Source organism: Nocardia sp. NPDC005366 (assembly GCF_040606855.1).
GTDB lineage: Bacteria > Actinomycetota > Actinomycetes > Mycobacteriales > Mycobacteriaceae > Nocardia.
Genome location: NZ_JBEXFQ010000018.1, coordinates 137786 through 150375 on the forward strand (window position 1 = coordinate 137786; position 12590 = coordinate 150375).

10 protein-coding genes are annotated in these 12590 nt (G+C 69.0%); 4 read left to right on the top strand and 6 right to left on the bottom strand.

The genetic code is table 11. From position 1 onward, the window contains the following. Positions 1–27: 27 nt before the first annotated feature. On the bottom strand, positions 28–771 hold the full coding sequence (locus ABZS43_RS21525) for a tyrosine-protein phosphatase (protein ID WP_355037693.1): 744 nt from the start codon (positions 769–771) through the stop codon (positions 28–30). A gap of 417 nt (positions 772–1188) precedes the next feature. Here ABZS43_RS21525 and ABZS43_RS21530 point away from each other — a divergent pair, with 417 nt between their 5' ends. Together ABZS43_RS21530 and ABZS43_RS21535 are read left to right on the top strand one after the other, a co-directional pair. After that, the gene (locus ABZS43_RS21530; protein ID WP_355037694.1) at positions 1189–1671 is read left to right on the top strand and encodes a TetR family transcriptional regulator; all 483 of its coding nucleotides are present in this window, start codon (positions 1189–1191) and stop codon (positions 1669–1671) included. Positions 1672–1724: 53 nt separating this feature from the next. Further along, complete coding sequence (locus ABZS43_RS21535; RefSeq protein ID WP_355037695.1) at positions 1725–2897, top strand: amino acid deaminase/aldolase; 1173 nt, start codon at positions 1725–1727, stop codon at positions 2895–2897. Positions 2898–2919: 22 nt separating this feature from the next. Here the strand turns inward: ABZS43_RS21535 and ABZS43_RS21540 are convergent, their stop codons facing one another. Together ABZS43_RS21540 and ABZS43_RS21545 are read right to left on the bottom strand one after the other, a co-directional pair. Beyond that, a complete protein-coding gene (locus tag ABZS43_RS21540) occupies positions 2920–6372 on the bottom strand; it encodes an AAA domain-containing protein (RefSeq protein ID WP_355037722.1) in 3453 nt (1150 codons plus the stop codon). 129 nt (positions 6373–6501) lie between these two features. Then, positions 6502–8283 carry a DEAD/DEAH box helicase gene (locus ABZS43_RS21545; RefSeq protein WP_355037696.1) on the bottom strand — a complete coding sequence of 594 codons (1782 nt, stop codon included), beginning with the start codon at positions 8281–8283 and terminating at the stop codon, positions 6502–6504. A 62-nt stretch (positions 8284–8345) separates the two neighbouring features. Between ABZS43_RS21545 and ABZS43_RS21550 the strand changes: the two genes are divergently transcribed. Together ABZS43_RS21550 and ABZS43_RS21555 are read left to right on the top strand one after the other, a co-directional pair. Then, a complete protein-coding gene (locus ABZS43_RS21550) occupies positions 8346–9200 on the top strand; it encodes a carbon-nitrogen hydrolase family protein (RefSeq protein ID WP_355037697.1) in 855 nt (284 codons plus the stop codon). An 11-nt stretch (positions 9201–9211) separates the two neighbouring features. Further along, positions 9212–9835, top strand: coding sequence for a phosphoribosyltransferase family protein (locus ABZS43_RS21555; RefSeq protein ID WP_355037698.1), 624 nt, complete (start codon positions 9212–9214; stop codon positions 9833–9835). A gap of 46 nt (positions 9836–9881) precedes the next feature. Here ABZS43_RS21555 and ABZS43_RS21560 read toward each other — a convergent pair whose 3' ends face one another. From ABZS43_RS21560 to ABZS43_RS21570, 3 genes are all read right to left on the bottom strand, one after another. After that, complete coding sequence (locus ABZS43_RS21560) at positions 9882–10766, bottom strand: ESX secretion-associated protein EspG (protein WP_355037699.1); 885 nt, start codon at positions 10764–10766, stop codon at positions 9882–9884. Continuing rightward, positions 10748–12058, bottom strand: a complete 1311-nt coding sequence (locus ABZS43_RS21565) for a WXG100 family type VII secretion target (protein WP_355037700.1) — start codon at positions 12056–12058, stop codon at positions 10748–10750. The genes ABZS43_RS21560 and ABZS43_RS21565 overlap by 19 nt, the downstream gene beginning before the upstream one ends. After that, positions 12051–12590, bottom strand: a 540-nt coding sequence (locus tag ABZS43_RS21570) for a hypothetical protein (protein ID WP_355037701.1), incomplete at its 5' end; no start/stop codon positions are given. The genes ABZS43_RS21565 and ABZS43_RS21570, both read right to left, overlap by 8 nt.

Here is a 12590-nt window from a genome sequence, read left to right on the forward strand (position 1 = left end):
GCGCGGGCAGCCTCGGATCGAGGCCGATCACTCCAGCATTTGCTCGCGCAACCGCGCGCGCAGTTCCTCGGTGAGGCCGATCGCGTCGAGATAGGTGTCGAAGTCGCCGTACTGTTCCAGCGCCGCGGCCACCGCGACCCGCAGGTACTCCTCCCGGACGCCGAGCAGATCGACCGTCAACTCGACGCCGGGGGGCATCTTCGGCGTCATCATCGCGCGCAGCGACGGCACCGCGTCGTTGCTGAGCAGGAAATCGGCGAAGATATCGGATTCGACGACATCCACCGCGTACAGCAGGGTGGCGACGGCCCAGCCGGTGCGGTCCTTACCCGCCGCGCAATGGACCAGTACCGCGCCCTCGCCGCGCAGCACCGATTCGGCGATGGACGCGATCGCGCGCTGCGCCTCGGGGAGCGAGGGGAAGTACCGGTAGACCTCGAGCATATGGGCCATGCCGAAGGAGGTCCGCGCGTCGTGCGGGGGCGCCTCGCGCATCCGCGAATCGAAGGGGGTGATGTTGAGCCGGACCTCTTCGGGCAGGTTGTCGTGGCCGATGTGGTCGATCTCCCGCGGCCCGCGCAGGTCGTAGACGTCGGCGACACCGAGTTCGCGCAGCGCCGTCCGGCCGTCGGGAGTCAGGCCGCTGAGCTGGGCCGAGCGGAGCAGGACGCCGGGGCGGATCTTCGCGCCGTCGACGGTGCGCAGCCCGCCGGTGTCACGGAAGTTGAATGTGCCGGAGAGGTAGAACTGATCAACGGGCGGGAGAGTCACCGATCCAGGCTATCGGCCGCGGGGAGCCGGCGGTATCGCCCGTCATCGAATTTCTGGTGACGGATTTGCGAGGTTTTCGACTGTGCGATATGCCACAGCGACACCTGGCTGCCCCGAGGTCGTCCGTACAGTTGATCGAGGCGTCTCTCGCGCCGAGGGTTCGCGAGACCCCACCCAGAACGGCGTTTCGTTGACGCCGCGTGATGGTCGCAAAGGCATTCCGTTTGGGTAACAAAACATTCTTTCAGTCTGAAAATACCCGCTGAACCCGTTCTTAAACCTTGATAAACCACTACCATTGGTGAACGTTGGACCGGGCAGCCGGGGGATCTCAATGATGAGGTCGGCCCGAGTGGTCGCAATGTTCAGCGAGTCGCGCCGCAGTTTGCGCGAGATTTTTCGCCGAGGGAGTCGTCGTTGAGCGCACGTGGAGAGATAGCAGAGGTGAGGCTCCGGCCGACGATCTGCGAGGCCGTGGAGAAGGCGGCCGCCTCGCTCGATTACACCGGAGTGCGGGCGCTGCGGGTGTTGTTACATGCCGCGGTCAGCGCGTATTGGCCGTCGGTCAAGGCCGCGCCGGCCAAGCAGGTGCAAGCGTACGAGGCGACGGTGCACGCATTACGCGAGCGGTGGGATGGCCGGCCCAATTGTGAGCCGGATCCGACCGCCGCCGCGGTGTTCAAGGATATGGATCTCGAGGTCGCGTGGTTCCTCGACCTCTGCGCGGCTCGTTCGGGTACGCAGTGGCTGGAACCGGTCGACTCCATCGCCGCCTACACGGTGTCGATGTTGCAGGGCACGGTGCTGCGCTGGCTCGCCGACTGCGATGACGAAACGGCGCTGGTCGTCCTGGACGACCTGGTCAGCGGCCTGGCGGGGCGCGCTACCGACGCCTACTGAAATCGCCGCCGAAAAGCTGGACGTCTGACCAGTTTAATGGTTGAGTGGGGACGATGACCTCGCCGATCGCCGGACTCCACGCGGCTACCGCCGAACTGGATCCGCCGCTTGCCGCCCTCGACCTGGCTTCGCTGCGGGCGAATGCCGCGGACCTGACGCGCAGGGCGGGCGGGCTACCGATACGGGTGGCGAGTAAATCCGTGCGGTGCCGCGCGGTCCTGGAGGAAGTGCTCGGCTCCGGGCTCACCGGACGCGGCGGTTTCGCGGGCATCATGTCCTATTCGCTGCGCGAGGCTATCTGGCTGGTCGGCCTCGGCGCCCGCGATGTGCTGCTCGGCTATCCCAGTGTCGACCGCTCCGCGCTGGCCGAACTCGCCGCCGACGACACGCTGCTGAATTCCATCACCCTCATGGTCGACGATGTCGAGCAGCTCGCACTCATTCGCGCCGCGCTCGGCAGTGATCGGGTCCGGCCCCGGATATGCCTCGACATCGACGCCTCGCTGCGGATCGGCCCGCTGCACCTCGGTGTCCGCCGTTCCCCGGTGCGCACCCCCGAGCAGGCCGCCGCACTCGCCCGCCGCGCCGCCGATCGCGGTTTCGAGGTCGTCGGCGTGATGACCTACGAGGCGCAGATCGCGGGTCTTCCCGACAGCAATATCGCGATTCGCCTGGTCAAGAAGGCGTCCGCCGCCGAAATCGCCACCCGTCGCGGCCGGGTGCTCGACGCCGTGCGCTCGGTGGTCGGCCCCTTGCGGATCGTCAACAGCGGAGGGTCGGGCTCGATCGAGGTCAGCATCACCGATCCCGAGGTCACCGAGGTGACCGCGGGATCGGGCCTGTACGTGCCGACCCTGTTCGACGACTATCGAGCGTTCACCCCGCGTCCCGCCCTGTTCTTCGCCACGCCGGTCTTGCGTAAGCCGACGCCGTCCATCGCGACGGTATTCGCGGGCGGCTACATAGCTTCCGGACCGACCGGTCCGTCTCGTGTGCCGAAGCCGGTGTGGCCCACCGGATTACGGCTCATCGGCACCGAGGGCGCGGGCGAGGTGCAGACCCCGCTGTCGGCCGCGGCCGGCCTTCGCATCGGCGATCGGGTGTGGTTCCGGCATGCCAAGGCGGGCGAACTGTGCGAGCGTTTCGACCGGATCCATCTCGTCGCCGACGACGGCACTCGCACCGCCGTTCCCACCTACCGCGGCGAAGGCCACTGTTTCGGCTGACCGCCGCGGCCACAGCGTCGGCTCAGGCCGTGCTTGTGACGGTCGTCGCGGTCAGCTCGAGGAATCCGGCCAGATCCGTCAATTCCCGGGACGTGGACGGCAGATATTCCGTGAGCAGCGTCGATCGGATGATGACGGCCTTCCACATGGCCCGGCACAGGGCGGCCAGCAGCACGCCGCGCGAGAGCAGCGACGACATGCCGTCGGGGGCGTCGGCGGGGGTGGAGGTCGTCATCGACAGCAGCACCACCGCCGCCTCCCTGCCGCGGAACCGATCCGGTGTGCCGACCAGGACATCCTCGATCTTGGCGCGGGCCAACATGGTGCGAATCCGGCCCACCTGCGCGCCATAGGGCGCGACGACGAAAATATCGTGCGGGTGCAGTCGGCGGGTGACCGTGCCCACCGTCCACGAGGCTCCGAGCAGAGTCCGCACCCGCCGGACCACCTCGCGCGCCTCCGCCTCCGATTCGGTGGTGTTGCCGTGGTGATCGACGAGCACGGCCTCGATACCGGGCGGCACCCCATCGAGTTGTCGTGCGAGCGTGACGGTTTCGTTGGAGCGCAGGCGGTCGTCGTAGTAGAGCCGGGAGATCGGCTCGCAGACGCGCGGATGCATCCGCCAGCTCCGATCGAGGAAGTACCCGCGTTCGACGGGCAGCGTGCCCGCGCCGTCGACGAGCCACCCCAGCACCGATTCGTCGACCGGCTCCGGATGCGCCGCCCGCGCCGGAGTCGGGGCCGGATCACCGAGCAGCAGCAGATTTCGCGCACTCGGCCCCACGGAGAGCGTCTCGGCCAGTGCGAAACTGCCCGCGTCGGCGATGACGAGCAGATCGAGCGCTGCCTGCCCGATCAGCTCCTCGTTCGCGAAATCCGCTGGGGCGCCGCCGATGACACAGCCGTTGACCGCGTTGTCGAGGAAGCGCCGGTATCGGCCCGCGTCGATGACGGCCCATTCCGGCGCGACCGATTCGACATCCTTCTTGGCCACCAGTTCGGGCAGTACGCCGAATTCGACGACCGTGTCCAACATGTTCTCGACGGTCGGATGGGACCGCGCGACCACGCCGACCCGCCATCTATGCCTGGTCACCAGGCGTTCGATCACCCGGGCCGCGGTGGAGGTCTTCCCGGTGCCCGAGGGACCCTGCACCGCGACATAGGAGTTGTCGAGATCGCGGATCGCCGCGGTGACAGCGGCCGCGTGATCGCCGTGCACCTCGGGTAGTCCGTTGTCGCCGCGCAGCCGGGGCGGCCTGCGCGCCAGGATGTCGAAAATCGCCGTACGGGGTATTTCGGGCAGCGTCACCAGCAGTTGCTGGGCGGCGAGTTCCACCGCGCCTTCGGCATTCTCGTCCGGGGCGGGTAGATGGGGTGCGATGGCGATGGGTAGATCGTCGTAGGGGTCGCAGCCCGCGGGCAGCAACTCCTCGAGGCGGACCGTGTCGTCGAAATCGGGATCCACCGAACAGCCGAGCACGATGGCGGTCGCGGTGGCGCGCCTGCCGACCGCCGTCATCATGCCCGCGGCCACCGGTCCGTCGTAATAGGTGTAGACGGTCGCGCCGGGCGCCAGTGTGGCGCCCGCGCCGCGCTCGGTGCCGATCCGTCCGGTGAGGGTGAGGTAGCGGCGCATGGTCGGCCGGTTCGGGCTGTGATGCCATTTGGTGTCGACGGCGCCCCAGTCCGCCACGAGCACACCCGCCGCCTCGGGCCATTCGTCCACCGGATGGTTGAGCCGGTCGATATGCGCCCACCACAGCGGCTGCCGTTCGCGCCGGTGATAGCCGAGGGCGGCGGCCATCAGCGCGGCGGGGTGCGGGGACGGTCCCGCCGCGCCGCGATCGGCCGCGAATTCGGCCAGGGCCGCCTCGATGGAGGAGGGACGCGAGGGCGGAATCGATTCCGCCGTGTCCGAATTCGGATCGGCGCACCACGACCGCGCGCGCTCGGTCACCGGTCCCGGATCGATCCGCTCCTCGGCGGCCCGCTCGAGCAGCCAATCGCGCAAACGCAGCACCGTCACGCAGTCCCGTTCGGCGTCAACATGACGGTCCGCGTCCTCGAAACCGGGTGCGGCGTCACGACGGCGTGTCTCGTCACGACGGTCCGCGTGCTCATGAACGGTTGTGTCACCGAATAATTCGCGCAGTGCGTCCAGTCGATAGGACCGCTGTCCGATGATCACGGCATTGCGCACGATCGGATAGAGATCGACCAGCACACCGTCGCACAGCAATTCGTCGGTGATCTCCTCGCCGACGCCGTATCCGCCCGTGCACCGCAGCAGCGCCGCGCGGACCTCGCGGGTGTAGTAGTACACCCGCGTCTCCGGATACATCCGCCGCCGTCGCGCCAGATAGTCGATGGTGTCCTGTACGGCCTCGCGTCGCGCCGCCTGCGCGGCGGACGGGTCGCCGGGAATTCGGAATGCTCGATGCACGCCGTCCGGCCCGCCGACTGCTATCCGCAGCGGCTCGCCGGGTGTGTCGTCCAGGACGAGCGAGAGATCACCGGGAGAGGGGAACGGTAATGCGCCCAGTGCGGTCGCCTCGATGACGGTGTACTCCGGTTTCCCGGAATGCTCACTGCCGAGTTGTGTTTCGGCCTGCCGCCGCAGTGCCGCGACGGTGCGGGGCGAGAGCCCAGCGATCGTGGATTCGGTGACTGCCAGTCGATCGATGGTCGCGACACCGGCTTCGCGCAGTCGCGTGCGGGCGGGGTTGCCGAGTCCAGCGACGAGCAGCAGATCGCGCGCGGTGGTCAGCGCGGCGGTACAGGTCGGGCACTGACCGCAGGCGAGGAAGCGCGGATCACCCCATTGCACCGGGAGCAGTTCGCTGAGTTTGTCCTCGACGATCCGTTCCAGTCGCCGCCTGCGCGCCCGGTAGATCGGAATGAGTTCGGCCAGTGCCAGATCGGAAGTGTCCTCGCCCCAATGCAATCGGATCACGGGCGCGGTGCGCGCACCGCGGCTGGCGACGGCCTCGGCGCACGCGGCGAGTTCGAGTGCCGCGAGTTCCAGTGCCGCGCCGACCGAATCCTGTTGGTGTGGTGCGGTGCCGTGCGCGGTGTAGCGCGACGAATCGCCCGCGCGCACCAGAAATTCGCAGGAGCAGGCGAATCGGTTGTCGAAGAAGGTTGCCCCGTGGATGACGTCCGCGCCCGCCCGCAGTGCCACGGCGGTTTCGGCAGCGGCGGCGCGCAGCGCCTCGACTCGGGCCGCGGGATCCTCGGGTTCGGCGCGCGGCGGTCGCACCTCGACCACGGTGTCGCCGAAGCGATCCAGGAAGTCGGCCAGCGTGCGCTCGCGCGCCGCGCCTGCTCCCGGCGGCGTGAGGGGACCGGGGAACCCGGCGGACCCGGGCTCGAAGGTGCCGAGTTCGGTGTCGAGGGCGCGTAGCACCGCGAATTCACAGCTCGCCGCGCGCACGAGATCAGCGGCGGCGCACACGACACGATCACCGAACACGAACAAACGCGGCCCTCCTGTGTCTTGCGGGACACCCGCACCCGCGGTGTCCTACGGACACCGGCACCCGAGCAACGCGGACGGCAACACCTTAGCTAGCCCATGTGACCTCGATGAACCCTGCCCGGTTCAGGAGCGTGGCTTACGCCTTTCGAACCGCTTGGGGCCGCTGCGCTCCGGGCGCGGGCCGCGGGTGAACGAGCGTTGCTGCGGCGGACCCGAATCCGGTTGCAGCTGGATCAGCACCCCGCTGATCCTGGTGCGCCGCAAGGCTTCGAGGGTCTCGTTGGACAGATCGGCGGGCAATTCGACCAGGCTGTAATCGGGACGGATGCTGATATGTCCGAAATCGCTGCGCCGCAGGCCGCCTTCATTGGCGATCGCGCCGACGATCGCGCCGGGCACCACCCGGTGCCGCTTGCCGACACTGATCCGGTACGTCGCCAGTTCGACGCCGCTGGTGCGGCTGAAACCGCTGCCGCGATCGTCCTCGAACGCGCGGGCGGGCCGATCCCTCGGCGCGCGCTGCGGACGTTCCACCGGCTCCGGTTCGGGTTCCATGAAGAAGTTGTCACCGTCGTAGGACCCGACGGCCAAGGCCGCGGCGATATCGACCAGCGAGATATTGTGCTCGCGTTCGTAATCCTCGATGAGCGTGCGGAACAGTGCCAGATTCGGGTTGGACAGGTTCTCGGTGATGGTGTCGCCGAATTTCGACACCCGCTGGGCGTTGACGTCTTCCACGCTCGGCAACTGCATTTCGGTCAACGGATGCCGGGTGGCCCGTTCGATCGCCTTGAGCAGATGCCGTTCTCTCGGCGCGACGAACAGCAGCGCCTCGCCGCTGCGCCCGGCCCTGCCGGTGCGGCCGATACGGTGCACGTAGGACTCGGTGTCGTGCGGGATATCGTAGTTGACCACGTGCGAGATGCGGTCGACGTCGAGCCCGCGCGCGGCCACGTCGGTGGCGACCAAAATATCGAGCGTGCCGGATTTGAGCTGTCCGATGGTCCGCTCACGCTGGTTCTGCGCGATATCGCCGTTGATCGCGGCGGCGGAGAATCCGCGGGCGCGCAACTTCTCGGCGAGTTCCTCGGTGCCCTGTTTGGTGCGCACGAAGATGATCATGGCCTCGAACGACTCCACCTCGAGAATGCGGGTGAGTGCGTCGAGTTTGCGCTGATGCGAGACCTGCACCCAGCGCTGGTTGATATTGATGTTGGTCGTGGTCTTCGTCTTGACCGTGATCTCGACCGGATCGTTCAGGTATTGCTTGGAGATCTTGCGGATCGCCGAGGGCATGGTGGCCGAGAACAGCGCGACCTGCTTCTCCTTGGGCGTATCGGCCAGGATGCGCTCGACGTCCTCCTGGAAGCCCATCTTCAGCATCTCGTCGGCCTCGTCGAGTACCAGATACTGCAGTTGCGACAGGTCGAGCGTGCCCTTCTCCAGGTGATCGATCACTCGACCCGGGGTGCCGACCACGACGTGCGCGCCGCGCCGCAGCCCCGACAACTGCACGCCGTAGCTCTGGCCGCCGTAGATCGGTAGCACGTTGAGACCGGGTATGTGCGCGGCATAGCGGCCGAACGCCTCGGCCACCTGGATCGCCAGCTCCCTGGTGGGGGCGAGCACCAGCGCGCGCGGCTGTTTGCCGATGATTTCCAATCCCATGAGGATCGGGATCGCGAAAGCCGCGGTCTTTCCCGTTCCGGTTTGGGCGAGGCCGACCACATCTGCGCCGGAGAGCAGCGGCGGAATCGTCGCGGCCTGGATCGGCGACGGCGACTCGTAGCCGACATCGGCGATGGCCGCCAGAATGCGGTCATCGATCCCGAGATCGGCGAAGGTCGGGCCGTCGTTGTCCCTGTCATTGTCGCCAGAAACGCTGTCGACCTCATTGGTGCTCATTGACCAGGAGTTTACTGCCTTGTAGTAGTCGTCCCGGCCAGGGGCCCAATACGGTGAGACCTATGCGACTGAATGACTCGCCCGCGCATCAGAACCCGGCCGCCGCGAAAATGTCGGTGGCCGTCATCCAGTTCGCGCCGGGAACGCGGCCTTCCGACAACCTCGCGGCGCTGCGTGAGCAGGTCGGGATCGCCTCCGAACGCGGCGCCGAGGTCGTCGTCGCCCCGGAATACTCGATGTACGCCGTCTCCCGGCTCGATGAACGGGTCGTGGCCGTCGCCGAACCGCTGACCGGGCCGTTCGCCTCCGGTCTCGGCGCGATCGCCGCCGAATACGGGCTGCATCTGGTGGCCGGAATGGTGGAAAAGGCCGAGCCCGGATCGGAACGCATCCGCAACACACTCGTTGCCTTCGATCCCGCCGGGACATTGATCGCGCGATACCGCAAAGTGCACCTCTACGACGCCTTCGGACAGCGGGAATCCGATGTGGTCGAGCCGGGTGCGATCGAGACTCCCGCCACATTCGCGGCGGGAGGTGTGACATTCGGCATGCAGACGTGTTTCGACCTCCGATTCCCCGAAGGGTTCCGGCGTGCGGCCGTCGCGGGGGCGCAGGTACTGCTACTGCCCGCCCAGTGGATTCCCGGCCCCGCCAAGGTCGATCAGTGGACCACGCTGGTACGTGCCCGCGCCATCGAGAACACCGTCTACGTGGCCGCCGCCGATCAGGCCGCGCCGCGCGGTGCGGGAGCCTCCATGATCGTCGACCCGGCCGGCCGGATCCTGGCCGAACTCGATGACCGACCGGGTGTGCTCAGCGCCGATATCGATCTGGAGGAACTGGCCGCCGTGCGCAGCGTGAACCCCAGCCTGGCATTGCGTCGATTCGCGATCACCGAGCGATCGGCGGAGTAGCGTTCGCGGGGATGGGCTATACCGATCGCGCGGCTGCCGGTCGCGCACTGGGGGCCGAGCTCGAGCACCTGCGCTCATCGACGCCGCTGGTGCTCGGGTTGCCGCGCGGGGGTGTTCCCGTGGCCGCCGCGGTCCGTGATGTCATCGGCGGCGACCTCGATATCCTGCTGGTCCGCAAACTCGGCGTGCCGTGGCAGCCGGAGCTGGCCATGGGGGCGATCGGGGAGGACGGGGTCCTGGTTCTGAATTCGGATGTGCTGGAGCAGATCCGGCTGCGACCCGGGCAATTGGAGGAGATCGAAGCGGACGAACGCGCCGAGTTGGAGCGCCGTCGCACGATATGGCGCGGTGAAACCGCGCCGATCCCGATCGCGGGCCGCACCCTGGTCATCGTCGACGACGGGATGGCGACCGGCGCGACGGTGGTCGTCGCCTGCCGGGTGGCCCGCCTGCGGCAGCCGAAGCGAATCGTGGTCGCCGTCCCGGTGTCGTCCCCCGAGGCCATGCGCCGGGTCGAGCGGGAGGCCGACGAGGTGATCTGTCCGCTGGTCCCGGATACCCTCGGCGGTGTCGGCGCCGCGTACCGGGATTTTCACCAGCTAGCCGACGACGAGGTCACCGGGCTGCTCGGCTGAGTCCGATACGCGGATCTCGGTGACACCCGTGCTGGCCCCACCCGATTCAACGGCGCTCGGCGCTCGCGCCGGATCGGCCCGCCGCGTTGAGCATGGGGCGCAACTGGGCCGTGAAGGCCTCGGCGTCGACCGGGGTGACGTCGACGTCGGCGCCGGTGCGCACCGCGTAGCGACCGTCGCCCGCGATATCGACCCAGCACAGCACCCCGAACGGGTGCAGTCCGCCGTCGGCGCGCAGGGCCGAGACCACGATCTGGCCGATGCCGTCGCGCGGTCTGCCGAGTAGGCGACGGATGCGGGCGGGCGCGGTGGGACCGGCCACCGGAACGGTCACCAGATCCCTGCTGTCCTCGCGCACCCGCGACAGGGGTGCGGTGAGCCGGGCCGCGGTGCCGGGTGGACTTTCCGGCAATGTCGAGATCACGCGGGCGGCAAGACTTTTGGGACCTCCCACGAAAAGCCGGATATCGGCGCCGCGATCCGGGGCCGAGCCGGGGCGCTGGGCGGCCACCACCGCGATATGGCCCGCCGACGCGCCGAGTACCCGCACCGGGCGCGGACCGAGCGCGGCGGCTGCTCCGGGATCGCTGCCTTCCCCTGTCGATTCGGCCCCGAGCGCGGCATCGGTCAGCACCGATCGGTCCGCCTCGCCCGCGCCGCGATCCTGCTCGGCGGTCGCCGCACCCCACTCGCCATAGACTTCCAGTCGTACCGTCGGCCGCGCCAGGACGCGCAATGCGGCCTCCAGATCGGCGTCGAGCACCCGGTCGCACCACGCGGTCAGCTCGGGCAGTTGCGCGGCCCGCTCCGCGGTGTCACGGGCCGACAGCCGGACGGACAGCGGATAGGGGATCCGGTCGCCGTCGGTGCGCTCCCAGGCCAGCGCGAACTGGTCGGGGGTCAGCGTCCAGTTCACTCCAGTTCGGTCCACTCGCCGACCACCGGTGGCGTGGTCGGTTCGAGTGCGCCGATCAATTCGCCCGGCTCATCGCCCGGTTCGAGGAAGGTCAGGTCGTCGTCATCGATCCATTCCAGATCGTCGTCGTCCTCGTCGTCGGTTCGGGCGGGGCGATTCGCCTGCGGCGCCGCGATGCCGGAACCGGGACGGGTGGTGTCGGTGGCGGCGAGAGCGCCGCCCATCAGGCCGCCGATGGCGCCCGCGCCCATGCCGTTGACGGTGTCGCCATTCGTGTCGCGATGCCGTTCCTCCCGCTTGCGCTCGTCCCCGGCGCTGTTCTGGCTGCCGTTGCCCGGCAGAGTCGGTGCGACCACGGGGGCCGCCGCGGCCGGGACGACCGGCACGCCGGAACCCGATGTGACAACGCGGTCGGGGACGACGGCGGCGGGCGTCTGCGCGGCGCCCGCGGCGAGGGTCTTGGCATGGGTGGGCGACGCGGGGAGGTCGACGGTGCTCGCCGTCGAGGCGAGCGGGGGAGCGGACGCCAGGGTGGAGGCAGGAACGGTCGCGGGCGCCGCCGCGACGGGTTCCTGGCGCGTTGCTGCGTCGTCCGGCGCTGCGGCCACCGGAGGGACGGTGCTCGGCGCGGCCGAGATCGATTGTGCGGCAGGGATTATCAGGTCGCTGACGGGAGCCGTCGGTGTGCCGGTCGTCGCGGCGGGCGCGGTGGCCGACCCCTGCGGGGTATCCGCCGGCGTCATATCCGGGAAGGCGGGCACGCCCGTTCCGGACCGGATGAACGCGTTCGCGTAGATGGTGTCCATCGCCCGCACCACATCTCGGCGGTCGTGTTCGGTGGACTTCTGCGCGGCGCTGTTGGCGGTGGCCTGACTCGGATCCAGCAGCGCGGCGGACAGATCCGGGGCGCTGTCGGAGGGGGTGCCCACCGCGGCGCGCAAGGTCTCCGCGGCGTCGCCCGCCTGACCGAGGCGCCGCGCCACCGCGGACATCACGTCGGCGAGTCGCTGCCCGTGCTGTTCGAACGAGCGCACCGCCTCGGCCGCGGTCTGTGCCGCGCCGCCGCGCCAGCCGTCGGCGATCAGCGCGCGGATCTCGTTGTGCGCCTGCGAAACCGCTTCGGCGACGCCGGTCGCCGAACCCTGCCATGCCTGCTGCCCGGCGGTGAGCGCGGCGGGATCGAGCATTTGCACCCCGGCGTGGATCTGGCGGTGCGTGAGGTTGTCGAAGATCTCGACACTCGGCGCGTATTCGGGGTCGGTGCGGGTGTGCTCGCCGCGTTCGGCGCCGTTCGGGAGTTCACGCATGAGTCGCCCCCGCGATGTCGGCGCGGCCGAGCGCGGTCGCTAGTTCGTCGTCGGAACGGGTGTAGGCCGCGGCGGCGGCGCGGAAGGTCTGGGCGAGGGCCCGCGCCGCGTCGGCGTATTCGCGCAGGCGGGTCACCGCGTCGTCGGCCTTCCCCTCGAAACCGCTGCGCAGTGCGGCACCCGAGGCGAAACCGCCGAAGCCGGGTAGCGACGCCGCCGCGCTCAGCACCCGGATCTGGGCTTCGACCTCGTCGGCCAACTGCTCGTACCGTCGGGCGCATCGATCGTGGGCGCCGTCGGCGACGAGTACCTCATCGATCCACAGCCGTCCCTCGTCGACCGCCCTGTTCAGCGCCGTGACATCCGATCCCACCGCGTCCCCCTTCCTCGTCGTGCCGTGCCGACGGCCGTGATCGGCTCGCTCGCCGCCGATCAGCTCGCCGCCGATCAGCTCGCCGCCGATCAGCTCGCCGCCGATCAGCTCGCCGCCGATCAGCTCGCCGCCGATCAGCTCGCCGCCGATCAGCTCGCC

Bases quoted from the DNA above. Each gene is read 5' to 3' on its own strand.
- ABZS43_RS21535 (WP_355037695.1), top strand. From the start codon at position 1,725: ATGACCTCGCCGATCGCCGGACTCCACGCGGCTACCGCCGAACTGGAT.
- ABZS43_RS21545 (WP_355037696.1), bottom strand. From the start codon at position 8,283: ATGAGCACCAATGAGGTCGACAGCGTTTCTGGCGACAATGACAGGGAC.
- ABZS43_RS21550 (WP_355037697.1), top strand. From the start codon at position 8,346: ATGCGACTGAATGACTCGCCCGCGCATCAGAACCCGGCCGCCGCGAAA.
- ABZS43_RS21555 (WP_355037698.1), top strand. From the start codon at position 9,212: ATGGGCTATACCGATCGCGCGGCTGCCGGTCGCGCACTGGGGGCCGAG.
- ABZS43_RS21565 (WP_355037700.1), bottom strand. From the start codon at position 12,058: ATGCGTGAACTCCCGAACGGCGCCGAACGCGGCGAGCACACCCGCACC.